Annotated in this window: 20 protein-coding genes; 3 read left to right on the plus strand and 17 right to left on the minus strand. The window is 71.7% G+C overall.

Annotation, left to right across the window (positions count from 1 at the left end; genetic code table 11):
• Window positions 1-32: 32 nt before the first annotated feature.
• The 3 genes from ACTRO_RS21565 to ACTRO_RS21575 form a co-directional block, all read right to left on the minus strand.
• Window positions 33-1,367, minus strand: a complete 1,335-nt coding sequence (locus ACTRO_RS21565; protein WP_034265664.1) for a M20/M25/M40 family metallo-hydrolase — start codon at window positions 1,365-1,367, stop codon at window positions 33-35.
• Window positions 1,368-1,376: 9 nt separating this feature from the next.
• A complete protein-coding gene (locus ACTRO_RS21570) occupies window positions 1,377-2,747 on the minus strand; it encodes a hypothetical protein (RefSeq protein ID WP_034265666.1) in 1,371 nt (456 codons plus the stop codon).
• A gap of 97 nt (window positions 2,748-2,844) precedes the next feature.
• Window positions 2,845-3,783 carry a bifunctional riboflavin kinase/FAD synthetase gene (locus tag ACTRO_RS21575; RefSeq protein WP_034276036.1) on the minus strand — a complete coding sequence of 313 codons (939 nt, stop codon included), beginning with the start codon at window positions 3,781-3,783 and terminating at the stop codon, window positions 2,845-2,847.
• A gap of 174 nt (window positions 3,784-3,957) precedes the next feature.
• Here ACTRO_RS21575 and ACTRO_RS21580 point away from each other — a divergent pair, with 174 nt between their 5' ends.
• Window positions 3,958-4,716, plus strand: coding sequence for a hypothetical protein (locus ACTRO_RS21580; RefSeq protein WP_034265667.1), 759 nt, complete (start codon window positions 3,958-3,960; stop codon window positions 4,714-4,716).
• A 34-nt stretch (window positions 4,717-4,750) separates the two neighbouring features.
• On the opposite strand, the gene truB is transcribed toward ACTRO_RS21580, so the two are convergent.
• From truB to dxr, 12 genes are all read right to left on the minus strand, one after another.
• The gene (gene truB / locus ACTRO_RS21585) at window positions 4,751-5,683 is read right to left on the minus strand and encodes a tRNA pseudouridine(55) synthase TruB (protein WP_034265668.1); all 933 of its coding nucleotides are present in this window, start codon (window positions 5,681-5,683) and stop codon (window positions 4,751-4,753) included.
• Window positions 5,680-6,156, minus strand: a complete 477-nt coding sequence (rbfA, locus tag ACTRO_RS21590) for a 30S ribosome-binding factor RbfA (RefSeq protein ID WP_034265671.1) — start codon at window positions 6,154-6,156, stop codon at window positions 5,680-5,682. The genes truB and rbfA overlap by 4 nt, the downstream gene beginning before the upstream one ends.
• A gap of 18 nt (window positions 6,157-6,174) precedes the next feature.
• Window positions 6,175-6,471 carry a DUF503 family protein gene (locus tag ACTRO_RS21595; RefSeq protein WP_034276039.1) on the minus strand — a complete coding sequence of 99 codons (297 nt, stop codon included), beginning with the start codon at window positions 6,469-6,471 and terminating at the stop codon, window positions 6,175-6,177.
• A 180-nt stretch (window positions 6,472-6,651) separates the two neighbouring features.
• Entirely contained in the window at window positions 6,652-9,672 is a 3,021-nt protein-coding gene (infB, locus tag ACTRO_RS50415) for a translation initiation factor IF-2 (RefSeq protein ID WP_034265674.1), read from the minus strand.
• 189 nt (window positions 9,673-9,861) lie between these two features.
• The gene (locus tag ACTRO_RS45930; protein WP_084317129.1) at window positions 9,862-10,122 is read right to left on the minus strand and encodes a YlxR family protein; all 261 of its coding nucleotides are present in this window, start codon (window positions 10,120-10,122) and stop codon (window positions 9,862-9,864) included.
• A 242-nt stretch (window positions 10,123-10,364) separates the two neighbouring features.
• Window positions 10,365-11,357 carry a transcription termination factor NusA gene (gene nusA / locus ACTRO_RS21605; protein ID WP_034265677.1) on the minus strand — a complete coding sequence of 331 codons (993 nt, stop codon included), beginning with the start codon at window positions 11,355-11,357 and terminating at the stop codon, window positions 10,365-10,367.
• Window positions 11,358-11,363: 6 nt separating this feature from the next.
• The gene (gene rimP / locus ACTRO_RS21610) at window positions 11,364-11,915 is read right to left on the minus strand and encodes a ribosome maturation factor RimP (protein ID WP_034265680.1); all 552 of its coding nucleotides are present in this window, start codon (window positions 11,913-11,915) and stop codon (window positions 11,364-11,366) included.
• A gap of 189 nt (window positions 11,916-12,104) precedes the next feature.
• On the minus strand, window positions 12,105-13,844 hold the full coding sequence (locus tag ACTRO_RS21615) for a proline--tRNA ligase (RefSeq protein WP_034265684.1): 1,740 nt from the start codon (window positions 13,842-13,844) through the stop codon (window positions 12,105-12,107).
• Window positions 13,845-13,950: 106 nt separating this feature from the next.
• Entirely contained in the window at window positions 13,951-14,811 is an 861-nt protein-coding gene (locus tag ACTRO_RS21620; RefSeq protein ID WP_034265688.1) for a GNAT family N-acetyltransferase, read from the minus strand.
• 186 nt (window positions 14,812-14,997) lie between these two features.
• Complete coding sequence (gene ispG, locus ACTRO_RS21625; RefSeq protein ID WP_034265690.1) at window positions 14,998-16,152, minus strand: flavodoxin-dependent (E)-4-hydroxy-3-methylbut-2-enyl-diphosphate synthase; 1,155 nt, start codon at window positions 16,150-16,152, stop codon at window positions 14,998-15,000.
• Between the two features lie 206 nt (window positions 16,153-16,358).
• Complete coding sequence (locus ACTRO_RS21630) at window positions 16,359-17,564, minus strand: M50 family metallopeptidase (protein WP_034265693.1); 1,206 nt, start codon at window positions 17,562-17,564, stop codon at window positions 16,359-16,361.
• A gap of 262 nt (window positions 17,565-17,826) precedes the next feature.
• The gene (dxr, locus tag ACTRO_RS21635) at window positions 17,827-19,047 is read right to left on the minus strand and encodes a 1-deoxy-D-xylulose-5-phosphate reductoisomerase (RefSeq protein WP_051452467.1); all 1,221 of its coding nucleotides are present in this window, start codon (window positions 19,045-19,047) and stop codon (window positions 17,827-17,829) included.
• 142 nt (window positions 19,048-19,189) lie between these two features.
• Here dxr and ACTRO_RS47390 point away from each other — a divergent pair, with 142 nt between their 5' ends.
• The gene (locus ACTRO_RS47390) at window positions 19,190-20,143 is read left to right on the plus strand and encodes an AfsA-related hotdog domain-containing protein (protein ID WP_051451175.1); all 954 of its coding nucleotides are present in this window, start codon (window positions 19,190-19,192) and stop codon (window positions 20,141-20,143) included.
• 22 nt (window positions 20,144-20,165) lie between these two features.
• Here ACTRO_RS47390 and ACTRO_RS21645 read toward each other — a convergent pair whose 3' ends face one another.
• Together ACTRO_RS21645 and ACTRO_RS21650 are read right to left on the minus strand one after the other, a co-directional pair.
• Window positions 20,166-21,656 carry an aldehyde dehydrogenase family protein gene (locus ACTRO_RS21645; protein ID WP_084316454.1) on the minus strand — a complete coding sequence of 497 codons (1,491 nt, stop codon included), beginning with the start codon at window positions 21,654-21,656 and terminating at the stop codon, window positions 20,166-20,168.
• Window positions 21,657-21,810: 154 nt separating this feature from the next.
• The gene (locus tag ACTRO_RS21650) at window positions 21,811-23,826 is read right to left on the minus strand and encodes a DUF2510 domain-containing protein (protein WP_051451176.1); all 2,016 of its coding nucleotides are present in this window, start codon (window positions 23,824-23,826) and stop codon (window positions 21,811-21,813) included.
• Between the two features lie 362 nt (window positions 23,827-24,188).
• Here ACTRO_RS21650 and gabT point away from each other — a divergent pair, with 362 nt between their 5' ends.
• Entirely contained in the window at window positions 24,189-25,568 is a 1,380-nt protein-coding gene (gene gabT / locus ACTRO_RS21655; RefSeq protein WP_245594450.1) for a 4-aminobutyrate--2-oxoglutarate transaminase, read from the plus strand.
• Window positions 25,569-25,895 lie beyond the last annotated feature (327 nt).

Consider the following 25,895-nt stretch of genomic DNA (forward strand, 5'->3'; position numbering starts at 1 on the left):
TGGGGCGGGCCCCTTGGCTTGCGGCGGGTGGCTCAGGCCGACATCAGGAAGCGGTCGAGCACGCGCGCGCCGAAGTCGAGGGCGGAGACCGGCACGCGCTCGTCCACGCCGTGGAACATGGCGGCGAAGTCGAGGTCCGGCGTCAGGCGCAGCGGGACGAACCCGTACCCTGTCATGCCCATGTCGGCGAAGGTCTTGTTGTCCGTGCCCGCGGACAGGCAGTAGGGCACCGTGCGCGCGGCCGGGTCCTCGGCCTGGAGGGCCTCGAGCATCCGCTCCACCAGCGGCGCGGCGAACGGCGACTCGACGCTGCGGTCGAGGTGGATGTCCTCGCGGACCACGTCCGGGCCGATCAGCTCGTCGATCGCGGCCAGGAACTCCTCCTGGCCGCCGGGCAGGAACCTGCCGTCGATCACCGCTTCGGCGCGCTCCGGGATGACGTTGGTCTTGTACCCCGCCGTGAACATCGTCGGGTTCGCGGTGTGGCGCAGCGTGGCGCCGACGAACCGGGCCAGCGGGCCCAGCTTCGCCACCGCCTGCTCGGGCTCGGACGGGTCGAACTCGACGCCCATCGCGTCGCAGACCTCGGCGAGGAAGTCGCGCACGGTCGGGGTCAGGGTCACCGGGAACTCGTGCGTGCCGATGCGCGCGACGGCGGCGGCGAGCGCGGTGACGGCGTTGTCGTGGTTGATCATCGAGCCGTGGCCGGCTCGGCCGCGCGCCCGCAGCCGCATCCAGGCCAGGCCCTTCTGCGCGGTCTCGATCAGGTACAGCCGCAGGTCGGGGTTTATCTCCATGGAGTAGCCGCCGACTTCGCTGATGGCCTCCGTGCAGCCGGCGAACAGGCCGGGGTGGTTGTCGGCGAGGAACCGCGCGCCGAGCTTGCCGCCGGCCTCCTCGTCGGCGAGGAAGGCCACGACCACGTCCCGGCGCGGTCGGCGGCCCTCGCGCATCATCCGGCGCACGACGGCGAGCGTCATCGCGTCCATGTCCTTCATGTCGACGGCGCCGCGGCCCCACACCAGGCCGTCGCGCACCTCGCCGGCGAACGGGTGGACGCTCCAGTCGGCCGGGTCGGCCGGGACCACGTCGAGGTGGCCGTGCACGAGCAGGCCGGGGGCCGCGGAATCGGTGCCCTCGATCCGGGCGACGACCGAGGCCCGGCCGGGCTCGGACTCGAAGATCTGCGGGTCCAGACCCGCCTCGGCCAGCTTCTCGGCGACGTACTCGGCGGCCGGGCGCTCGGGCTTGGTCGGGTTCGAGGTGTCGATCCGGATGAGATCGGTCAGGAATCCGACCACCTCGCCGTAACCCGGCTCGGCGCCCGTGGCGGCTTCGGTCTCGTGTACCTGCTCAGGCTGGCTCATACGGCCAGCTTAATCCGGCTGCGACTCCTCCTGGGCATGCCAAAGCGTCGCGGGCGGGTTCTGGTGGGAATGTTCACGCAGATGCAACTCGCGCTCGATCGCGGCCTCGGCCTCGAGCAGGCGCGGGACCGTCATCTTCGGCATGGTCACGTGCGGCGCGTCGATGTGCAGCAGGTGGATGCCGGAGGCGCTCAGCTCGGTCTTCACCGCGTGCCGGCGCTCGTAGACGGCCAGGTAGACACGGCGGACCTGGATGGCCGTCTCGAGCTCCTTGTTCATCCGCGCGTAGAACTGCTCCTTGTACGCCTCGTCGGTCATCGAGGAGATCGCGAAGAAGAACGCCGACACGGCGGCCAGGAACAGCGAGACCTGCCAGAGCCGGTTGTCGATGCCGATGCCGATGTAGTGGTCGAGGTCGTGGCCGAAAACGTGGACGTGATCCTCGAACTTCAGGTCCGGGTTCTTGGTCCACTTGTTGATGAGCTCATCGTCGATGGCGAGCCGGCCGAAGCCGAGGAAGAACGCGAACACGAGGACGCCGAGCATCACCACTTGCAGCATCTGGCCGACGAAGAGCACCAGCAGCATATTGATCCGCTGCGAGCGGCTGAGCGGAAGCGCGCCTTCGTGCAGGACGAATCCGGACATGACGCCGTCCAACGGGGTGTCTCTGCAGGCCTCGACGATGGTCGTGCGGTCGTCGTGACCGGCGACCCGGCGCACTTCGTCCGGGAGCCGATAGATCAGGAACAGCACGGTGAAGACGGTGAACATCGCGACCACGCCCCACAGGCGCGGCCGACTGATGTCGCCGGCGAACTCCCACACGTCGCCGCTGATGAACAGGAAGCTGTTGAACAGGAACACCAGCGGCAGGGCTCTGGCCGCAAGGTCGAAGACCTCGCCGAGCTCCTGGAAGGTGCGCCGGAAAGCCCAGCGGGCCAACGGGAAGAGCGCGGAGGCGATCACGTAGATCAGCACCACGACGGCGACGTCGACGGCGAGGTCGATCAGCGCGTCCTTCACCTTGTGCCGCGCCACGAACGCGACGATCGGCGGGATCACGATGAAGCCGCCGAGCTCGAACCAGCCGATCTGGCTCGGCCGGCCGAGGACCTTCTCGCCCCGGAACCTGTTGCGCACCATGTACACCAGCCCGAGCAGCACCACGCCGAGCACGGCGCCGCCCATCCGTTGCAGGGCGCTGAGGTGCAAGGAGAGCACCACCATCAGGTTGCCGACGAAGTAGATCAGCAGCATCGGCAGGGCCCTGTTGAAGACGTCCTCGGTGACCTTGCGATCCTCGATGAAGTAAGGCAGCCCCCTTCGAACGAACCAGCTCTCAGTACTCTTCAGCAGTACGTCGTAGCTCTCTGCCATCGTCAGCCCGTCTTCCCACCCCTGGCCCGCCCGCCGTACGCAGGCGGGTGTTGCTCACCCGACGGGCGATCACGATATCGGACCTGGCAGTACCGGGCTACTCGGACAGCAGCACCCTGACCTTGGCCACGTCCTGGTTCATCCGCTCGACGAGCTCTGCGATGCCGGAGAACTTCTCCTGGCCGCGCACCCGGGCCACGAAGTCGACCGAGACGTGCTTGTCGTAGAGGTCGAGGTCGGTGCGGTCGAGGGCGTACGCCTCCACGGTGCGGTGCTCGCCGTCGAACTGGGGGTTGGTGCCGACGGAGATGGCGGCGGGCAGCCGGTCCGGGCCGAAGGACAGCCAGCCGGCGTAGACTCCGTCGGCCGGGATCGCGGTGTGCGCCGGGGTGTCGACGTTGGCGGTGGGGAAGCCGAGCTCGCGACCGCGCTTGGCCCCGTGCACGACGGTGCCCTCCACCCGGTGCGGGCGGTCCAGCCGCAGCGCGGCCGTCTCCACGTCGCCGGCCAGCACCATCCGGCGCACGTCGGTGGAGGAGAAGCGGGAACCCTCGCCCTCCTCGGGCGCGGCCAGGGCCAGGCCCTCGACCGCGAAGCCGTGCTCGGCGCCGAGCTCGGTCAGTACCGCGACCGTGCCGGCCGCCTTGTGGCCGAAGCGGAAGTTCTCCCCCACCACCACGGCGACCGCGTGCAGCCGCTCGACCAGCACCTGCTTCGCGAACTCGGCCGGGGTCAGCCGGGAGAGCTCCACCGTGAACGGGAGCACGAGGACCGCGTCCACGCCGAGCTCGCCCATCAGGTCGGCCCGGTGGGTCGGCGTGGTGAGCAGCGGCGGATGCGTGCCCGGGCGCACGACCTCGCTCGGGTGCGGGTCGAAGGTCAGCACGACCGCCTTGACACCGCGCTCGCGGGCCAGCTCCACCGCTCGGCGCACCACCCGCCGGTGCCCGTGGTGCACCCCGTCGAAGAAGCCGACGGTGACGACCGAGTCCCCCCAGGCCGTGGGCACCTCGGCCAGGCTGTCCCACCGCTGCATCGCATCCCGCTGTCCGCTCACAGACCAAGCGTGCCAGATCTTCCGGCGTGCTCCGTACCGAGCCCGCCGTAACGCGGTGACGAGTGCTGGCGGGAACCGGGCGCCAGGCCTACGATGGCCTGCGCATATCGAACCGGACGCCGCCGCGGCGTCCGTTAGGAGGGGAAAGCTCCGATGTCCTATCAGCCGCCCGGGTCCTATCCGGTCGCTTCGATGCCGCCGGTCTACGGCATGCCGCCGCAGGGGCGCCCGCCGATCCCGCAGGCCGCCCTGCGCTCCTACTACGCGATCCTCGCCGGAGCCGCGCTGAGCGCGGTGAGCATCGTCATCGGGCTCACCAGCATGGGCTCCATCCGCTCGCAGCTGCGCGACCAGCTCGCGCCCAAGGGCTTCGGCGAGGACACGATCAACACGTTCATCAACGTCGAGATCGCCTTGATCGTCGTCTTCGGCATCATCGGGGTCCTGCTCTGGCTGTGGATGGCCTGGAAGATCAAGTCCGGCCGGCACTGGGCCCGGGTGCTCTCCTCGGTCTTCTTCGGCCTCGAGTGCTTCTCGGTGCTGATCGGCGGCGTCAACTACCGGTCCAGCGTGACGTCCGGCGACGAGACCACCAACGCCTCGGTGCACCAGTCCGCGGCCGTCACGATCCTCGGCTGGGTGATCGTCCTGGTCGGCCTCTACGCGCTGGTGATGTTCTGGCACAAGAGCAACGCGGCCTTCTTCCGGCCGGCGCAGGCCTACGCCCCGGCCGGCTACCCCTACCCGTACCCGCCGCAGGGCGGTTACCCGCAGGCCCAGTACCCGCAGGGCTACCCGCAGCCGCAGTACCCGCAGGCCCAGTACCCGCAGGTGCCGGACCAGGGCGGGGCCGCGCCGCAGGAGGGCGCGCCGCAGCAGCCGAACGACCCGTGGAGCACCCCGCCGCAGTAAGGCGGCGCGGCAACCCCGAAGGGCGGGGCCGGCTTCAGACGAAGACGGCTATCGGCTTGCAACGCCGGCCCTGCTCCTCGACCAGAGCCAGGAAGGCCCCGTCCGGCGCGAACACCGCGATGGGGCCGGGGCCGAGGCCGCGGGCCGGCAGCGGACCGCCGTGGGCGATCGCCCGGGCCTGCTCCTCGTCCGCGTCGTAGCGCGGGAACGCGGCTCCGGCGGCGTCGGCGATCGGCAGCACCGGCACCGCCTCGCCCGCTTCGGCGCGCTCGGCGAGCTGCGTCAGTGACGCGGCGTCGGCCAGGGAGTACGGGCCGACCCGCGTGCGCCGAAGCGCCGTCAGATGGCCGCCCACGCCGAGGCTCGCGCCCAGATCGCGGGCCAGGGCCCGGATATACGTGCCGCTGGAGCAGACCACCCGCACGTCCGCGTCGAGCACGCCCGGTTCGCGCCGGATCCCGAAGAGTTCGAACTCGTACACGGTGATCGGGCGGGGCTGGAGCTTGACCTCGTCACCCGAACGGACCCGGTGGTACGAGCGGACGCCGTCCACCTTGATCGCCGAGACGGACGAGGGCGTCTGCATGATCTCGCCGGTGAGCGCGGCGATCCCGGCGGCCACGGCCGCGTCGGTGACGGCGGCCACCGCGGCGGGGTCGGCCTGCGCGGTCACCTCGCCCTCGGCGTCGTCGGTGACGGTGGCCTGGCCGAGCCGGATGGTCGCCTCGTACTCCTTGCGGGTCAGCGCCAGGTGCCCGAGCAGCCGGGTCGCCTTCTCCACGCCGAGCACGAGCACGCCGGTGGCCATCGGGTCCAGCGTGCCGGCGTGCCCGACCCGGCGGGTGCCGACCAGCCGGCGCATCTTGCCGACCACGTCGTGCGAGGTCCAGCCGCCGGGCTTGTCGATGATGACGAGACCGTCCGGCGGGGCCGGACGGTCCGCATAGGCCTTGGGCCGACGGCTCAACGCTCGTCCTCGTCGTCCGGCTCGGCGTCCTCGGGCTCGGCGTCCTCGTCCTCCGGACGCGGCGCGCGGTACGGGTCGGCCTCGCCCGCGAAGGTCTTGCCCTGGGCGATCTCGCGCACCCGGGCGTCCTCGGCCGCGGCCCGGGCGAGCAGGTCGTCGATCTGCCGGGCGCCCTCCGGGATCGCGTCCAGGATGAACGCGAGGGTCGGGGTGAACTTCACCCCGGTCTGCCGGCCGACCTCGCTGCGCAGGATGCCCTTGGCCGACTCGAGCGCGGCGGCCGAGGCGGCCCGCTCCTCCTCGTCGCCGAAGACCGTGTAGAAGACCGTGGCCTCCCGCAGGTCCCCGGTGATCCGGGTGTCGGTGATGGTGACGAACCCGAGACGCGGATCCTTGATCTTCGTCTTCAGCGTCTCGGCGACCACCACCTTGATCCGGTCGGCCAGCTTCGCCGAACGCGTGCTGTTCGCCATGGTCCGCTCCTTTGATTCTCAGTCGTCTTCGTCGCTGCGGACGCGGCGGCGCACCGAGAGGACCTCGAGCTCGGGCCGCCAGGACACCGCGCCCTCGCAGTCATCCAAAAGCTCTACCACCCGCCGGTGCGTGCCCGCCACGACGGCCACGCCGAACACGGCGCGTCGGTGCAGATCCTGCAGCGCCACCTCCGCCGCGCCCACTCCGGGACGGCGGTTGAGGTCGGCCAGAACGGGCCGGATCAGCGCCCGCTTCTGCTTGAGCGAGTGCACCTCGCCCAACAATACGTCGATCTTCAGCGTTCCGGAGAACACGGTGCCGTCGGACACAGGCATCAGGGCTTGACCCAGCCCAGGGGAGGTGAAGGGATTCCAGGCCCGCAGGCCCGATACGCAAGAGACTTGCATATCGGGCCTGTGGGGACAACGGGTTATCCCGCGCGCGGGGCGTCCGCCACGGTGCCGCCGGGGTCCGCCGGCACCGTGTCCGGGACGCTACGCGCGGGTCTTCTCCCGCATCTCGTACGTCTCGATGACGTCGTCCACCTGGATGTTGTTGAACGAGCCGAGTCCGATACCGCACTCGTAGCCCTCGCGGACCTCGGTGGCGTCGTCCTTGAACCGCTTCAGCGAGTCGATGGTCAGGTTCTCCGCGACCACCGCGCCGTCCCGGATGAGCCGGGCCTTGGCGTTGCGGCGGATCAGGCCCGAACGCACCAGGGTGCCCGCGATGTTGCCGAACTTGGAGGAGCGGTAGACCTCGCGGATCTCCGCGGTGCCGAGCTGCACCTCCTCGAACTCCGGCTTGAGCATGCCCTTGAGCGCCGCTTCCATCTCCTCGATCGCCTGGTAGATGACCGAGTAGTAGCGGATCTCGACACCCTCGCGGTCGGCCTTGGTCCGAGCCCGGCCATCGGCCCGGACGTTGAAGCCGATGATGATCGTGTCGCTGGTCAGCGCCAGGTCCACGTCCGACTCGGTGATCGCGCCGACGCCGCGGTGGATGATCCGCAGGTCGACCTCCTCGCCGACGTCCAGCTTGAGCAGCGCGTCCTCGAGGGCCTCGACCGAACCGGACACGTCGCCCTTGAGGATGAGGTTGAGCCGCTGGATCTCGCCGGCCTTCATGGCCCGGTCGATGTCCTCGAACGAGACCCGCACCCGCCGCTTGGAGAGCAGCGCGTTGCGGTCGCGTGCGGCGCGGCGCTCGGCGATCTGCCGGGCCACCCGCTCCTCCTCGACCACCAGGAAGGTGTCGCCGGCCCCGGGGACCGAGGTCAGACCGAGCACCTGCACCGGCCGGGACGGGTCGGCGATCTCGACGTTGTTGCCGTTCTCGTCGAGCATGGCCCGGACCCGGCCGTGCGCGTCGCCGACGACCATGGTGTCGCCCACGCGCAGCGTGCCGCGCTGGACCAGCACCGTGGCCACGGCACCGCGGCCGCGGTCCAGGTGGGCCTCGATCGCGACGCCCTCCGCGTTCTGGTGCGGGTTGGCCTTCAGGTCGAGGGACGCGTCCGCGGTCAGCACGACCGCCTCGAGCAGCTCCTCGATGCCGATGTTCTCCCGCGCGGAGATGTCGACGAACATGGTGTCGCCGCCGAACTCCTCGGCCACCAGGCCGTACTCGGTGAGCTGGCTGCGCACCTTGAGCGGGTCGGCGCCTTCCTTGTCGATCTTGTTGACGGCCACCACGATCGGCACGTCGGCCGCCTTGGCGTGGTTGAGCGCCTCGATCGTCTGCGGCTTGACGCCGTCGTCGGCCGCCACCACGAGCACCGCGATGTCGGTCACCTTGGCACCGCGGGCACGCATGGCGGTGAACGCCTCGTGGCCCGGGGTGTCGATGAAGGTGATCCGCCGGTCGAGGCCGTGGATCTCGGCCGCGACCTGGTAGGCACCGATGTGCTGGGTGATGCCGCCGGCCTCGCCCGCCACCACGTTCGCCTTGCGGATCGCGTCCAGCAGGCGGGTCTTACCGTGGTCGACGTGGCCCATGACGGTGACCACCGGCGGGCGCGCCGCGAGGTCGTCCTCGCCGCCCTCGTCCTCGCCGAACTCGATGTCGAAGGACTCGAGCAGCTCGCGGTCCTCCTCCTCGGGCGAGACGATCTGGATCTCGAAGCCGATCTCCGAGCCGATCAGCTGCAGGATCTCCTCGTTGACCGACTGGGTCGCGGTGACCATCTCGCCGATCGCGAAGGCGGCCTGCACCAGCGCGGCCGGGTTGGCGCCGATCTTCTCGCCGAGGTCCATCAGCGACGAGCCGCGGGGCAGCCGGACGACCTGTCCGTTGCCGCGGGGCAGCATCGCTCCGCCCATGGACGGGGCCTGCATGTTGTCGAACTCTTGCCTGCGCTGCTTCTTGGACTTGCGTCCGCGGGCCGGGCCACGGCCGCCCGGGCGTCCGAAGGCGCCCTGGGTGCCGGCACCGCGACCGCCGCGACCGCCGCCGCCACCGCCGCCGGGACGTCCGGCGAAGCCGCCGCCGCCACCGCCGCCGCCGGGGCCGCCGCTCGCGCCGCCGCCGAAGCCGCCGGGACGCGGGCCGAAGCCGGCGCCGGGTCCGGGACGCGGACCGCCGCCACCGGGACGCGGGGCGCCGCCGGCCGGACGGGGACCGCCGGGCGCGCCGGAGCGCTGGCCGGGGCCGCCCTGGCCGCCGCCGGGACGCGGGCCGCCCTGGCCGGGGCCGCCGCCGGGGCGTCCGCCGCCGCCCTGGGACGGGCCGGGACGGTTGGGCATCATGCCCGGGTTGGGACGCGGACCGCCGGGGCCGCCGCCGGAGCGGGGCGCTGCGGGACGCGGCGGCATGCCCGGACGCGGGGCGCCGGGGACCGAGCCGCCTTCGCCGCGGCCCTCGCCGCCCGGGCGCTGGCCCTGCGGACGAGGCGCCTGCGGCCGGGGCATGCCGGTCGAGCCGCTGGTGAACGGGTTGTTGCCGGGACGCGGGCCGCGCGGGCGGTCGCCGCCCGGACGCGGGCCGGGGGTCGCCGGACGGGGGCCGCGCTCGGCCGAGCCGGGACGCTGGCCGCGCTCGCCCTGGGCCGGGGGCTGCTGGGCCGCCGGGTTGGGCTTGGGGTTCGCCGGGCCGGGACGCGGGCCGGGAGCCGGCGCCGCGGGACGCGACGGGTTCTGGTTCGCCGCCGGGGGCGTCGCCGGGGTACTCGGGGCAGGCGAAGCCTGCGCCTTGACCTGCGGCGCGGGCGCGGGGCCGGCGGGCTTGGGGGCCGGCGCGGAGCCGGGCTTGACCGCCGCCGCGGGACCCGGCTTCGGGCCGGGGGCGGGCGCCGCGGGACGCGGCTGGGGGGTCGGCCGCGGGGCGCCGGACCGCGCAGGCGCGGACGCTCCCTTACCCTCGGCCGCGAGGGAGTCTCTCAGTTTACGCTCGACTGGCGCCTCGATCGTCGATGACGCCGAACGGACGAACTCACCGAGGTCTTGGAGCTTGGCCATGACGACCTTGCTCTCAACACCCAAATCCTTGGCGAGCTCATAGACCCGGACCTTGGCCACTTCACTCCTCATCTTCGGTCCGCGTCTTCTCAGTCCGCGTGACCGTCGCTGTCACTTCATGGGCGTGCTCATCGCTGTGTGCTCATCGCGTGCTCATGATGTTTCTCTACCTGCTTCCGCCTGATAACGCCGTGCCCGCATGGACTCCCGACGGGAGCCCACGACCTGCTTCCCCTCCGTCAGCCTGCCTCACTCCCCGCTCCGTCGCACACCGAGCGCGGCGTGCAGCGGCTCGAGCCCGAGCGGTCCCGGCAGGCGCAATGCCCGCGGAAAGGCCCGCTTGCGCTCGGCTAGGGCGAGACACTCGGGACGCGGATGCACATAGGCCCCTCGTCCCGGAAGGCGCCGCCGCGGATCGGGCCGGACTTCGGGATCACCCGAGTCCCCCGTCCCCACGACGACACGGAGCAACAGGTCCTGCGCACCCCGCTCCCGGCATCCGACGCACATGCGCGTCGGGACGCCGTGGACTTCGGGGATTACCGGCAGGCCAGTCACACCCTATGCTACCGCCAATCGCCACCGGTTCTCACCGGGGCAAGATCGGCATGCACCGACACAACGCGGCGGCCCCGGCGTTTGTTCCGCCGGGGCCCGAGTCTGATGCCGCGTCAGCCGAGTCAGAACACGTCGATACCCTCGTGATCAGGAGGTTCCCGGCGCCCCTGGGCCGATCTTCACCGCGCCCCGGCTCAGCGCTCCGGATCCGCGTCCGAGCGGATGTCGATGCGCCAGCCGGTCAGCCGCGCCGCGAGCCGGGCGTTCTGCCCTTCCTTGCCGATGGCCAGGGACAACTGGTAGTCCGGCACGACCACCTGGGCCGAGCGGCTCTCCAGGTCGATGATCTTGACCTTGGAGACCTTGGCCGGCGAGAGGGCCGAGGCCACCAGCTTCTCCGGGTCCTCGGACCAGTCCACGATGTCGATCTTCTCGCCGTGCAGCTCGGTCATCACGTTGCGCACGCGCGAGCCGACCGGCCCGATGCAGGCACCCTTGGCGTTGACCCCGGGCTTGCGCGAGCGCACCGCCATCTTGGTGCGGTGCCCGGCCTCGCGGGCCAGCGCGGCGATCTCCACGGTGCCGTCGGCGACCTCGGGCACCTCCAGCGCGAAGAGCTTGCGCACCAGGTTGGGGTGGCTGCGGGAGAGGATCACGGCCGGGCCGCGCGGGGTCCGGCGCACCTGGACCACCAGGCACTTGATCCGCATGCCGTGGCCGTACTGCTCGCCCGGCACCTGCTCGGGGGTCGGCAGCATCGCCTCGAAGCGCTCCTGCTTGCCCGAGTCGATCTCCACCAGCACGTGCCGCGGGTCGTCGCTCTGCTGCACCCGGCCGGAGACCAGGTCGCCCTCGCGCGCGGCGAAGTCCTTGAACACCGCCTCGTCCGCGGCCTCGCGCAGCTTCTGCGCGATGACCTGCCGGGCGGTGGCCGCCGCGATCCGGCCGAAGCCGGTCGGGGTGTCGTCGAACTCCAGCCCGACCGGGCTGCCGGACTCGTCGGTCTCCTTCACGAACACGGTGACGTGCCCGCTCTTGCGGTCCAGCTCCACCCGGGCGCCGGAGCGGGCGCCCTCGGTGTGCTCGTACGCGTGCAGCAGCGCCTGCTCGATGGCCCCGTACAACAGGTCCGGCGAGATCTCTCGATCCTGCGCGAGATCGCGCAGCATCCTCATGTCGATGTCCACGGTCCCTCAGCTCTGCTCGTCCACGTCTTCATCGGCCTCGTCCCAGGCCGGCTCCCCGTCGGCCCCGGGGCGGTTGAACTCGATCTGGACCCTGCCCTTGCCCAGCTCCGAGTACCCGAGGCGGCGCCGTTCACCCGGCACTCCGGGCTTCTTCCCCGGCAGCTCCAGGGTGACCGCCTCGTCGTCGGTCTCCACCACCCGGCCGGTGACCTCGCCGCCGGAGGCCAGCGGCACCTGCACCAATCGGCCGGCCGCCCGCCGCCAGTGCCGCGGCTCGGTCAGCGGACGGCTGACCCCGGGCGAGGTGACTTCGAGGTCATAAGCGGTCTCGCCCATCTGGTTGCCGGCGTCCAGCGCGGCCGAGACGGCCTGGCTGACCTCGGCGATGTCGTCCAGGGTGACCCCGTCGTCGCCGTCCACCACGATCCGCAGCAGCCGGCGGGAGCCGGCCCGGTGCACCACGACCTCCTCGAGGTCGTAGCCCAACTCGGCCACCACCGGTTCCAGCTGGACGCGGAGTTTGGTCCCGTCGATTTCGGCGCGGGCGGCGGGACTCATCGGACTTCGCTCCTCGGGCGGTATGGGACTGCGGGACTGCGGCGGACTACGGACCAACGGGACTACGCCAGACGCGCAGGGGCGCGCGCCTTCGCGCCTCCGGCAAAGCCGGGGCGCGGCGCGGACCTCGAACTGCGCACCCCACAGGGTAGTCGCTCCCGGGGCCCCGGTAAGCCAGTGGCGAGTCCGTCAGCCCGCGAGGGTGGCGACGAGGTCGGCCAGCGGCACGTCCGTGCGCTCGCCGGTCGCGCGGTCCTTGACCTCGACCTTGCCCTCGGCCAGGCCCTTGCCCACCACCACGATCGTCGGCACGCCGATCAGCTCGGCGTCCTTGAACTTCACACCCGGCGAGGCCGAGCGCCGGTCGTCGAACAGCACCCGCAGGCCGGCCGCGTCGAGGTCGGCGGCGAGGCGGCCGGCCGCCTCGTACACCGCGTCGTCCTTGCCGGTGGCGACGAGGTGCACGTCCGCCGGGGCGATCTCGCGCGGCCAGACCAGGCCGAGCTCGTCGTACTTCTGCTCGGCGATGGCCGCCACCGCGCGGGAGACGCCGATGCCGTAGGAGCCCATGGTCACCCGCACCGGCTTGCCGTCCGGGCCGAGCACGTCGAACTGGAAGACGTCGGTGTACTTGCGGCCGAGCTGGAAGATGTGCCCGATCTCGATGCCGCGGTCGATGGTGATCGCCGAGCCGCAGCGCGGGCAGGCGTCCCCGGCGCGCACCTCGGCGGCGCCGATCGTTCCCGAGGGGGTGAAGTCGCGCCCGTTCACCACGTGCGCGGCGTGCTTGCCCGCCTCGTTGGCCCCGGTGATCCAGGCCGAGCCCGGCACCACCAGGGTGTCCACCTTGTAGGTGTATCCGGCCTCTGCCAGGCCCTGCGGGCCGATGTAGCCGCGTACCAGGGCCGGGTGCCTGGCGAAGTCCTCGGCCTCGAACATCTCGATCTCGGCCGGGCTGACGGCGGCCTCGAGGCGCTTCATGTCGACGTCCCGGTCCCCCGGCACGCCGACGATCAGGACCTCGGCCTCCTTCTCGCCGGGGTGGCGCAGCTTGACGACCACGTTCTTGAGCGTGTTCGCCGCGGTGGTCTCGCCGAACCCCTCGAAGCCCTGGAACACCTGCACCAGGGTCTCGATCGTGGGCGTGTCCGGCGTGTCGAACACCTTCGCCGCGGGCACGCCGGACGCGTCGAGCTCGGCGCCCGGGCGGCCTTCGAAGGCCTCTGTGTTGGCCGCGTAGTCGCAGTCGGTGCACTGGACGAAGGTGTCCTCGCCGGTCGGCGCCGGGGCCAGGAACTCCTCCGAGGCCGAGCCGCCCATCGCGCCGGACATGGCCGAGACGATCCGGTACTGCATGCCGAGCCGCGTGAAGATCCTGATATAGGCCTCGCGGTGCAGCTCGTAGGCGCGCTTGAGGCCCTCGTCGTCCAGGTCGAAGGAGTACGAGTCCTTCATCACGAACTCGCGCCCGCGCAGGATGCCGGCCCGCGGACGGGCCTCGTCCCGGTACTTGGTCTGGATCTGGTAGAGGTTCACCGGCAGGTCCTTGTAGGACGAGTACTCGCCCTTGACCATGAGGGTGAACATCTCCTCGTGCGTCGGACCGAGCAGGTAGTCGTTGCCCTTGCGGTCCTTGAGCCGGAAGATGTTGTCGCCGTACTCGGTCCAGCGGCCGGTGACGTCGTAGATCTCCCGCGGCAGCAGCGCGGGGAAGTGGACCTCCTGCGCGCCGAAGGCGTCCATCTCCTCCTTGACCACGCGCGCGACGTTGTCGAGCACCATCTTGCCCAGCGGCAGCCAGGAGTAGATGCCCGGCGCGACCCGGCGGACGTAGCCGGCGCGCACCAGGAGCTTGTGGCTCGGCACCTCGGCGTCGGCCGGATCATCGCGAAGGGTGCGAAGGAACAGCGACGACATGCGCGAGATCACTGCGGGGCTCCTCGGAGGCGGGGATGGACGAACCGATACCCGAGGATATCCGCCCGGGCGCCGCACTTCGAACGCGTTTGCCGATCCGGCCCGGATGGAGGGAGTTTCAGAACAGAACCGAGGCGAATTCCGAGACCTCGCGGAAGCCCACCCGGTGGTAGGCCGCGCGCGCCGGGGCGTTGAAGTCGTTGACGTACAGCGAGACCACCGGTGCGAAGTCGCGCAGCGCGTACTCGACCACGGCCGACATCCCGCCCTCGGAGACGCGCTGCCCGCGGAAGCGCGGATTGACCCAGACGCCCTGGATCTGGCACACCTCGCGGGTGACGGCGCCGATCTCGGCCTTGAACACCACCTCGCCGCGGTCGATCCAGGCGAACGCGCGCCCGGCGCCGATCAGCTCGGCCACCCGCTGCCGGTAGCCGTGCCCGCCGTCGGCCCCGATCGGCGAGACGCCCACCTCCTCGGTGAACATCGCCACGCAGGCCGGCATGAGCGCGTCGAGCTCGGCCGGGCGCACCGGGCGCACCCGGAAGTCGGGCGCGACGGTCGGCGAGGACTCGCGGATGGCCATCACCGGCTGGCTGGCCCGCACCTCGCGCGGCCGGCCCCAGTGCGCGCCGAGGTAGGACCACAGGTCCAGCACCGGCTCGCGCGGGCCGACGATCGAGGAGCAGCGCCGCCCCTGCTTGCGGGCGCGGTCGGCGAAGGCGCGCACCGACTCGGGCGTCGCGCACACCGGCACCAGGTTCGCGCCGGAGAAGCACATCGAGGTCAGCCGCCCGCCCACGTGGAAGCCCCACAGCTCCCCGCCGAGCTGCCACGGGTCGAGCCCGGCGGCGGCCACGCGGGAGGCGATGAAGACGTTGTCCACCGGGTCCCGGGCGAGCAGGTCGAGCGCCTCGCCGAGATCACCCGGACCGAGGACGCGGGCGGCGGAGGAAGGTGAGAGCAGACGCGTGACCATGTTCACCGCTCAGCTCACCCCCGCGGCAGGACGCGGCGCCGGCGGGGTGGACATGGCGCCGCCCGTGCGGACGCGGACCGACTCGAAGGGCACAGCACCACTTTAAGCCCTGTCCCGACTCTTCGGTTCGGTCTCGATCGCGGCGCCGCCCCGCCGCACCGCCCGCACGGGTCCACCGAGGCCGGCTCAGCCGGCCGTCACCTGCGGTTCGCCCTCGCCGAGATCGACGCCGAGCTCCTCGGCCAGCCGGGCCGCCTCCTCCACCAGGGTCTCGACGATCTTGGCTTCGGAGACGGTCTTGATGACCTCGCCGCGCACGAAGATCTGGCCCTTGCCGTTGCCCGAGGCCACGCCGAGGTCGGCCTCGCGGGCCTCGCCCGGGCCGTTCACCACGCAGCCCATGACCGCCACCCGCAGCGGCACGTCGAGACCCTCGAGCGCCGCGGAGACCTGGTCGGCCAGGGTGTAGACGTCCACCTGGGCGCGTCCGCACGAGGGGCAGGAGACGATCTCCAGGCCGCGCTTGCGCAGCCCGAGCGACTCGAGGATCTGGGTGCCGACCTTGACCTCTTCCACCGGCGGGGCGGAGAGGGAGACCCGGATGGTGTCGCCGATGCCCTCGGCCAGCAGCGCGCCGAAGGCGACCGCGGACTTGATGGTGCCCTGGAAGGCGGGACCGGCCTCGGTCACCCCGAGGTGCAGCGGGTAGTCGCAGGCGGCGGCGAGCTGCCGGTAGGCCTGGATCATCACGACCGGGTCGTTGTGCTTGACCGAGATCTTGATGTCGCGGAAGTCGTGCTCCTCGAACAGCGAGCACTCCCACAGCGCGGACTCGACCAGCGCCTCCGGGGTGGCCTTGCCGTACTTCTCGTACAGCCGCGGGTCGAGCGAGCCGGCGTTCACCCCGATCCGGATCGGGGTGCCGAGGTACTTGGCCCGGCGGGCGATCTCGCCCACCTGGTCGTCGAACTTGCGGATGTTGCCCGGGTTCACCCGCACCGCCGCGCACCCGGCGTCGAGGGCGGCGAAGACGTACTTGGGCTGGAAGTGGATGTCCGCGATCACCGGGATCTGCGACTTCTTCGCGATCATCGGCAGCGCGTCCGCGTCGTCCTGCGAGGGCACCGCCACCCGGACGATCTGGCAGCCCGACGCGGTCAGCTGCGCGATCTGCTGCAGCGTCGCGTTCACGTCGGAGGTCAGCGTGGTGGTCATCGACTGCACCGACACCGGCGCGTCCCCGCCCACCGGGACGGAGCCCACGTGGATCTGCCGCGAGACACGGCGGGGCGCGAGCGGCTTGGCCGGCACGGACGGAGTGCCGAGTGCGACAGCGGTCATCGGGTCGGGTTCTCCCTGGGTCGTGGCGGTCGTGCTCTACCAAGATTCTGTTCCGCAGACGAGGCTGCTACCCGTCCACGCTACGGCACGTGCTCGCCAGCGGTGCACTCCGGTCGCCGAGCGGCACCCGGTCTTCACCCGATCTTCACCGCGCGCGTCCGAACGGCGCAGAGCGGATCGCGGCGCCCCCGCGGCCGGACGCCGCGTCAGCCCAGATGAATGGGGTTGGTGATGTCCGCGGCGACCAGAAGGACCGTCAGGCAGACGAAGACCATCAAGAAGACGTAGGCGACCGGGATCATCTTGTTCAGGTCCACCCGGCCCGGATCCGGCCGGCGCAGCAGGCGGTAGGCCCGCTTGCGGCCCTCCTCGTAGAGCAGGATCGCGATGTGGCCGCCGTCCAGCGGCAGGATCGGCAGCAGGTTGAACACGCCGATGAAGACGTTCACCTCGGCCACCAGCGCCAGCACCGCGCCCACGCCGCCCTGCTGGTAGAGCGTGCCGCTGGCCTGGGCCATGCCGACCACGCCGACCGGGCTGTCGGTGGAACGCTGGGTGTGGTCCACGGTCGAGTGGAACAGCTTCGGGATGGACGCCGGGATCGAGGCCAGCCCCTGGAAGGTGCCCTTGATGGTGAGCCAGTAGTCGTCGCCGCTGGTCTTGATCGCCGTGATCGGGTTCTGCCGCACCTGCACGGTGCCGGGCAGGATGCCGATCACGCTGCCGACGCCGGTGCTGCCGTCGTTCTCCGTGACCGCGGCGCCGCCGACCGGGGTGACCTGCAGCGTCTTCGTGTGGCCCTGCGCGTCCCGGACGGTCAGCTGGGCCGGCTTGCCGCCGGGCAGCGCGCGGAGCGAGTCCACCAGCGTGGTCGTGTCCGGCACCGGCTTGCCGTTCACGTCGAGGATCGTGTCGCCGGAGACCAGGCCCGCCTTCGCGGCCGGGCTGACCTGACCGGTCTGGCAGGCCGTGGTGCTTCCGGCGTTCTTCCCGCTCGGCACCATGCAGGGGTAGACCGTGCCCACCGTCGTGGTGGACTTCTGCAGGCCGAAGAGCATCGGGATGAAGGCGAACAGCAGCAGCGCGATCAGGAAGTGCATGAGCGAGCCGGCCGAGAGGGTGAGCAGGCGCTTGCGGGCCGGCTTGTACTTGAGCGCGCGGTCCTCGTCGCCCGGCTCGATCTCGTCGAGATCGGTCATTCCGACGATCTTGACGTACCCGCCGGCCGGAATGGCCTTGACCCCGTACTCGGTCTCGCCCCGCCGGAAGGACCACAGCTTGGGCCCGAATCCGACGAAGAACTCGGTCACCTTGCCGCCCGACCAGCGCGCGCACCACATGTGGCCCGCCTCGTGCAGCACGATCGAGATCAACAGAGCGAGCACGAATAACAGCGCGCCTACGACACCCACGCTCGACTTCCCGCCTTCGCTTGCCTGTCCGACAGTCTTCCGCGCCCCTACCCGTCGAGGGGACAGACGCACGAAGAGCACCGGAAAGTTCCTGCGGCCATCACCGCAGTGGCGTAATCCATGTCACCCAAGTCGACGCATCGGGGCCGAAGCCGGGAAGCGCCGTTGGGCCGATCGGGCCACCCTATCCCGGTGCCGACCCGCGGCGCCCCGGATCCGCCGGAGCCTCACCGGGTGCCGCCGGGTGCTTTCGCGCGCGGCTCTAGCCAGCCGCGGCCAGCTCAGCCGCCCGCTTCCGGGCCCACGCATCCGCCGCGAGCACGGCATCCAGGCTGAGCCCGTCCGCACTCACCCGTTCGGCCGAGGCCTCGTGCTCGGCCACCACGGCCGCCACAGTGTCCACGATCCCGGTGAACGCGATCCGCCCCTCCAGGAACGCGGCGACGCAGGCCTCGTTCGCGCCGTTGAACACGGCTGGCATGGTGCCGCCGGCCGCGCCCACGCGCTTGGCCAGGCCCACCGCCGGGAAGGCCTCCTCGTCCAGCGGGAAGAACTCCCAGGTCGCCGCTTTGGTCCAGTCGCAGGCCGGGGCCGCGTCGGCGACCCGCTCCGGCCAGCCCATGCCCAGGGCGATCGGGATGCGCATGTCCGGCGGCGAGGCCTGCGCCAGGGTCGAGCCGTCCGCGAACTCGACCATGGAGTGCACGATCGAGGTCGGGTGCACCACCACCTCGATCCGGTCGAACGGCACGCCGTAGAGCAGGTGCGCCTCGATCACCTCGAGCCCCTTGTTGACGAGGGTGGCCGAGTTGATCGTGACCAGCGGCCCCATCGCCCAGGTCGGGTGCGCCAGCGCCTGCTCCGGCGTGACCGAGTGCAGCTCCTCGCGCTTGCGGCCGCGGAAGGGCCCGCCGCTCGCGGTCACGATGAGCTTGCGCACCTCCTCGGCGGCGCCGCCGCGCAGGCACTGCGCGAGCGCCGAGTGCTCCGAGTCGACCGCCACGATCTGGCCCGGGGCGGCCAGCGAGGTCACCAGGTCGCCGCCGATGATCAGCGACTCCTTGTTGGCCAGGGCGAGCGTGCGCCCGGCCTTGAGCGCCGCCAGCGTGGCCAGCAGCCCGGCCGCGCCGTCGATCCCGTTGAGCACGACGTCGCAGTCGTACTCGGCCAGCTCCACCACGGCCTCGCGCCCGGCCATGATCTTCGGGACCCGGGCCTCCCCGACGGCGTAGCCACGCCGCTGCGCCTCCGCGTACAGCTCGAGTTGCACGTCCTCCACCGCCGTGCCCTTGGCCACCGCGACCACCTCGACCTCGAGGTCGAGAGCCTGCTCCGCCAGCAACCGCGGGTTCGAGCCGCCCGCGGCCAGGGCGACCACGCGGAAACGGCCGGGGTTGCGCCGCACCACGTCGATGGCCTGCGTGCCGATCGAACCGGTGGAGCCGAGGATGACGATGCGCCGGGGTGAGCTGCTCGCGTTCATGACCGCCATTGTGGCGCAGCGCCCCGGCCGACGCGTTACCCGGACGGCCCTGCGCGAGGGCCGTTCGGGCGGCACGCGGGCGCCGATTCCCGCCCCGAAACGCCGAGATGCGGGAGAAACCGCAGCTCATTTATATGATTCCATGACGGATATCGACCTGCTCAGCGAACCCGCGGTGCACCGGTCCGCACTGGTGGCAAGGGAATTCGTGCACCGCCTCGCACCCTCCCAGGTGCTGCTCACGGAGGTGCGTCCGGCCGGTCACGACGAATACCGCGCGGTGGTGCACTGGCCGCGGGCCCGGCCCGCGCACGAGCCCTCCGCCACCCGGCCGGTCAAGCCCGACCCGCTGATGGTCGCCGAGACCCTGCGCCAGCTCGGCGTCTTCCTGCCGCTGCGCTACTACGGCGTCGACCCCGCCTCGCGGCTGGTGATCGAAGAGCTCAGCTTCACCCTCGACTCCGCGGCCGAACCGGAAGATCATCCGACCGGCACGGAAATCACCTGCACGGCCCAAGTCCGGCGAGCGGGCGCGGCCGTCTCCGGCCCGCCGCACAGCCTCGCGCTCTCCGTGGAGTTCTCCGCCCGGAGCGGGAGCGCGCCCTTCGCCCGCGCCGACGGCATCGCCCGGGTGCTGAGCCTCGCCGCGTACCGAGCCGTACGCAACCGTCGCAAGCTGGTGCGGGAGGAGACCGAAGGCGAGGCCGGCCCCGACCCGGCGAGCCTGATCGAGCCGGTCGCCCCCGAGCGCGTCGGCATGTTCGGTCCGCACGAGGTGCTGGTGGCCCTCGACGAGCAGGGCGCGGTCCGGATCGCCCCCGCCGACCCGCACCACCCGTTCCTGCACGATCACCCGAGCGACCACATCACCGGAGTCACCCTGATCAGTGCCGTGCGACAGGCCGCGGCGCTTCAGCGCGGCGCGCCGGAACTGCGGATGATCTCCTGCGCGCTGAAGGCGACCCGGTTCACCGAACCCGACCCGCCCGCCACCATCGAGGTGGACGAGTCGGGTCGGTTCGAGATCCGTCAGGAAGGCACCGTCACCGCCTCCGGCCAGGCCGGCTTCGAGAATGCCGAGGACATCGAGGCCTGAGTCAGCCCTCGAACGGCGATCGTCAGAGGTCGATGCCCGTCAGTACCAGGACCCGCTCATACGTGTAGTCCGCCATCGCGTACTTCACGCCCTCGCGACCGACGCCGGAAGCCTTCGCACCGCCATAAGGCATCTGATCGGCCCGAAAGCTCGGCGCGTCGCCGATGACCACGCCGCCGACCTCGAGCTCGCGGTGCGCCCGGAAGGCGTGCTGCAGATTGTGCGTGAAGACGCCGGCCTGCAAGCCGTACTTCGAGTCGTTGACCGCGGCGAAGGCCTCGTCCACACCATCGACGACTTCGAGCACGAGTACGGGCCCGAAGATCTCCTCGCACACGGCCTTGGCGTCACGCGGCACTTCGGCCAGCACCGTCGGCGCGTACGAGGAACCGTCGCGAGTGCCGCCGGCGAGCAGCTTGGCTCCGGCGTCCACAGCCTCGTTCACCCACTGCTCCACGCGCAGCGCCGCAGCCTCGTTGATCAGCGGGCCCACGTCCGTGGCCGGGTCGGTGGGAGCGCCCACGCCCTGCCGGTTGACCGCGTCCACCACCTTCGTGACCAGCCGGTCGTAGACCGAGCGATCCGCGATCACTCGCTGCACCGAGATGCAGGACTGCCCACCCTGGTAGTTGGCGAAGGTGGCTATCCGGCTAGCTGCCCAATCGAGGTCGGCCTCGGCGGAGTAGTCGTCCAGCACCACGGCCGCCGCGTTCCCGCCGAGCTCGAGCGTGACGTGCTTGTGCGGGGCCTGACCCTGGATCAGCTCGCCCACCACAGTGGACCCGGTGAACGAGATGACCGGTAGACGCGGGTCCGTGGTGAGCGCGGCCATGCGCTCGTTGGGCACCGGCAGGATGGACCAGCTGCCCTCGGGCAGGTCGGTCTCGGCCAGCAGCTCGCCGATCAGCAGCCCGGAGAGCGGCGTGGCCGGAGCCGGCTTGAGCAGGATCGGCGCGCCCGCCGCGATGGCCGGGGCGACCTTGTGCGCGGCCAGGTTGAGCGGGAAGTTGAACGGCGAGATGCCCAACACGGCGCCCTTCGGGAACCGGCGCACGATCGCGGTGCGCCCGGCCGCGGCGGCATCGGTGTCGAGCCGCTGCACCTCGCCGCCGAAGCGCCGCGCCTCCTCGGCCGCCCAGCGGAAGACCGAGACCGCGCGGCCGACCTCGCCGCGGGCCCACTTGATCGGCTTGCCGTTCTCGGCCGTGATCAGCTGCGCCACCTCTTCGGCGCGCTCGCCGAGCCGCCGCGCGACGTGATCCAGCGCCGTGGCCCGCGCGTGCGCCGAAAGCGCCGTGGTGGCCGGCACGGCGGCGTGGGCGGCCGCGACGGCCTGCTCCACCTGCTCGTCCGTCGGCACGGAGACGGTCGCGACCAGGCTGCCGTCGTACGGGTTGCGCACCTCGAAGGACCCGGACCCGGTGGCCGGCCGCCCGGCCAGCCAGAAGCCGCGCGGCTCGGTGGACGAACGCGGTGCGGCGGACGGGCGCGACTCGGTGGACTCAGCGGACACGGACGGCTCCCTCGGGGCTCAGGGCGGCGGTTATTCGAGCGATGGCGATCACTCCCGTCACCCTAAAACGCGGCCGCAAGCATGTCTCGCTACACCTTGGCGGGGAAACCGGTCCCCCGCCCTCAGGTTGCAAGCCCGAGCCGACCAGCGAGCCTCAGGCGCGGAGGTTCACCAGGACCGGCGGCGTGCGGATGCCGTCCGGCGTCGCCAGCGAGATCAGCGCGTGCCCGACCGGTACCTCGTTGATGATGTCCGAGGGCGACCATACATAGCGCTCGACCGCCCGCGTCGCCACCGAACGCGAGTACTGCGTGGCCGTGGACCCGCTGAGCGTCTGCACCACCGACTTCTCACCCCGCCCGAAGCGCCCGGGCGAACCCGGCGAGGAGGTGTGGCCGCTGGTGTTGGTCGTCGCCGAACCGGTGGTCACGGTCGTCTCCGCGGACCAGGCCGTGCCCCAGTATTCGGCGAAGTAGCGCGCGTCGGCCGGCTCGACACCGGCGAAGACGGCCTTGCAGCCGGTCGCGGTGAACACCGCCGAGCGAAGGTGCTCCGGGAACTGCGCCAGCGACTGCGTCAGCAGCACGATCCCGGCGTTGGCCGCGCGGGCCCGCTGCAGCCCCTGCACCACGTACTCGTCGACGAAGCGCCCCGCCTCGTCCACCACCAGACCCTTGAAGACCTCGCGGTTCGCCTCGGGAGCGGCGACCACCTGCACGAACTGGGCGATCGCCAGGCGAGCCAGTATCCGCGCCGCCTGCGGCGAACTGCCCTCCGGCAGCGCGATGCGCACCCGCAGCGGCCGGTCGATCTCCCGCATGGAGAACTTCCGCGTGCGCCCGTCGAACAGGTCGATCAGCTGCGGCCGGTCGAGCAGCCGCAGCCGCTCATTGAGCAGCGGCACCGGGCTGTGCGCGAGCACGTCGTCGATCAGCTCGCGCAGCCGCGGATAGCGGCCGTTGCGCTCGGTGAAGCCGGCGATGATGGAGTAGAGCGTGTTGCGCGCGGCCGAGTCGACCGCGGGGTCGCGCACCGCGCTGTCCGGCGGGAGCACCGCTCCGGCCAGCCGGTCGGCTGCCTCCTCCGGCCCGTTCGCCCCGCCGAACAGGTCGAAGCCCCAGGACTTGGGCCCCGCCGGGACGTTCGGATCGATGTCGACGTCGAAGAAGTCAGGAAGCTGCCGCGCGTCGAACGCCGAGCCGGTCGGGTCGATGACGACGACGGAAGCGAGCCCGACCAGCGTCTGCAGCCCGAGCAGCTCGATGATCGGCCGGGCGAAGGAGCGCGTCTTGCCGGCCCCGGGCGGCCCGACCACGAGCATGGACGTGCGCAGCACCTCGGTGTCGAGGGCGAACCATTCCCGCTGGTGAGTGGCCGGATTCCGGTCGGTCTCCGCCGCGACGCCCAGCCGCGCCTGCCCGGTGACCAGGTCGTGCTGAACCAGCCGGGGCATCGGCAGGTCGCGCTGCCCGGACGGGTGCAGGAAGGCACCGCCGCCCTTCTCCTGGATCGCGGTCGCTATCGGCGCGAGCTCCTGCGGCCCGTTCCGCCGCACTGTCTGCTGCACCACCCGCGCGACCCGGACGTAGTCGACGTCGGTCAGCTCACCGGTCGCGACCTCCTCGTCCAGCCGCTGAGCCGCGTCCATGAACCCGGCCGCCCGCAGGTCGGCCCACAGGTCCGGCCGCGGCTTGGGCACCGCCGCCGGCTGCGGCGGCTCGGGCCGGTAGCGCAGGTAGAGCCAGCGCAGGATGACGTGCCAGCGCCCGTAGATCCCGCAGGCCACGACGGCGACGAGGACGGTGAGCTGAGGCACCGCCGGCAGCCCGATCCAGGAGAGCGCGAAGCCGAGCGGGAGGAGCAGCCCGAGGTAGATCGGCACGAGCAGGATCAGCGCCAGCCGCGCGCGCCGCCACAGATGCGCCGGCAGCGGCCCCGGCCGCCCGCCCGCGTCCGCCTCCCCCGAGCGCCCGAACGCGAAGACCCCCGGCACGTCCAGCAGCCGGTCCCCGTGCACCCAGCTGACCAGGTCCGGCCGGACCTGCTCGGTCCACGACGACCCGGTCCAGTAGCGCAGCTGGGGTTGCCCGCTCGGGCACGGATACCAGCCCTCCCGCATGCCCTGCCGTCGGGCCGAGGACCCGTCCGCCGCGTCCTGGTCCACCGTCACTGTGCCGCTCCCCTGCTGATGACGCACCTGATGACCTGTCGGATCGATGGTATCGAGCGGCACCCGCGCAGATAAGGCGTCTGCCACAGCGGCGGGTCGGGGACGCGCGGGAGGACGGGCGAGCTGATGCGTCGGTCATGCGGCGGGGGAGCCGGGCCGGACGCGGCGGGGAGGTCAGAGCCGTCGAGGAAGCCCGCCGCGGCGCAGCGGGGGTCCGGGCGCGGGGCGGACGGACGGGCATGGGGCGGCGGGTGGGCATGCCGACACTGTGCGAAGGTCCGTCCCGATATTGGCGACGATGTGCGAGGTGCCGTCCCGCCCGACCTTGGCTAGTGTCGATCGCAAGCCCTCACGCTTGACGAATGGAGTCCCCAATGTCCGCGCTCGCCCACGGAGGTCCCACGCTCCCGCAGGAGCGTCGCCTCGTCACCGAGATTCCCGGGCCGCTCTCGCGGGAGCTGTTCGAGCGGCGCAACGCGGTCGTGGCCAACGGCGTGTCCACCACGCTGCCGATCTTCGTCACGCAGGCGGGCGGCGGCGTGGTCGTGGACGTCGACGGCAACTCGCTGATCGACTTCGGCTCCGGCATCGCCGTCACCAGCGTGGGCAACAGCGCCGAGTCCGTGGTCAACCGGGCCGGCGAGCAGCTGCGCCGGTTCACCCACACCTGCTTCATGGTCACCCCCTACGAGTCGTATGTCGCCGTGTGCGAGCAGCTCGCCGAGCTGACCCCGGGCGACCACGCGAAGAAGTCGGCCCTGTTCAACTCGGGCGCCGAGGCGGTGGAGAACGCGGTCAAGATCGCCCGTGCCTACACCAAGCGGCAGGCCGTCGTCGTGTTCGACCACGGCTACCACGGCCGGACGAACCTGACCATGGCGCTGACCGCGAAGAACATGCCGTACAAGGACGGCTTCGGCCCGTTCGCGCCCGAGGTCTACCGGGTGCCGATGGCCTACCCGTTCCACTGGCCGACCGGTCCCGAGAACTGCGCCGAGGAGGCCGCCGCGCAGGCGATCTCGCAGATCGAGAAGCAGGTCGGCGCCGGGAACGTGGCTGCGGTCATCATCGAGCCGATCCAGGGCGAGGGCGGGTTCATCGAGCCGCCGCTCGGCTTCCTGCCGCGCATCGCCGAGTTCTGCAAGGCGAACGGCATCGTGTTCATCGCCGACGAGATCCAGACCGGCTTCTGCCGCACCGGCGACTGGTTCGCCTGCGAGCACGAGGGCATCGTCCCCGACCTCGTCACCACGGCCAAGGGCCTGGCCGGCGGCCTGCCGCTGGCCGGCGTGACCGGCCGCGCCGAGATCATGGACGCCGCGCACTCCGGCGGCCTCGGCGGCACCTACGGCGGCAACCCGGTGGCCTGCGCCGGCGCCCTCGGCGCCATCGACACGATGCGCGCCCTCGACCTGCCCGCCGCCGCCCGCCGCATCGGCGAGGTCATGCTGCCGCGTCTGAACAAGCTGGCCGAGCGCTTCCCGCAGATCGGCGACGTCCGCGGCCGCGGCGCCATGATCGCGGTCGAGCTGGTCAAGCCCGGCACCAAGGACGCCGACGCCGGTCTGACCGGCCGCATCGCCAAGGCCTGCCACGCCCAGGGCCTGATCGTGCTGACGTGCGGCACGTACGGCAACGTCCTGCGCTTCCTGCCGCCGCTGGTGATCGGCGAGGAGCTGCTGAACGAGGGCCTCGACATCATCGAGGGCGCGTTCGAGCAGGAAGCCGCCGCCGCGGCGTAACCCGTGATGCGGCAGTGCGGTGCACGGCGCGGTGGCCCGGTTCGGGCCACCGCGCCGCCGCATGTCCGGCGCATGGCCGGCGACGTTCGAGGCCAGACCGGCCGAGCCGGCAAGCGGGCGAGCGGACGAGCGGACTGGCGGGCTGGCGGGCTGGCGGGCTGGCGGGCTGGCGGACGAGGCTCTGCCGGCGACGGCCGGGGCGGAAAAGATGTCAGATGGCGGAAGCGGCGGCGACGGACAGCGACAGGCGGTAACCTGCGGTAGCTGGTCATACGGCCCGCCGCGCTCTGGCGACGGTTGCCACGGTTGCCGTGGCCGGCGGTGGCA

It is taken from the genome of Actinospica robiniae DSM 44927 (assembly GCF_000504285.1).
In the GTDB taxonomy this organism is placed as follows: Bacteria; Actinomycetota; Actinomycetes; order Streptomycetales; family Catenulisporaceae; genus Actinospica; species Actinospica robiniae.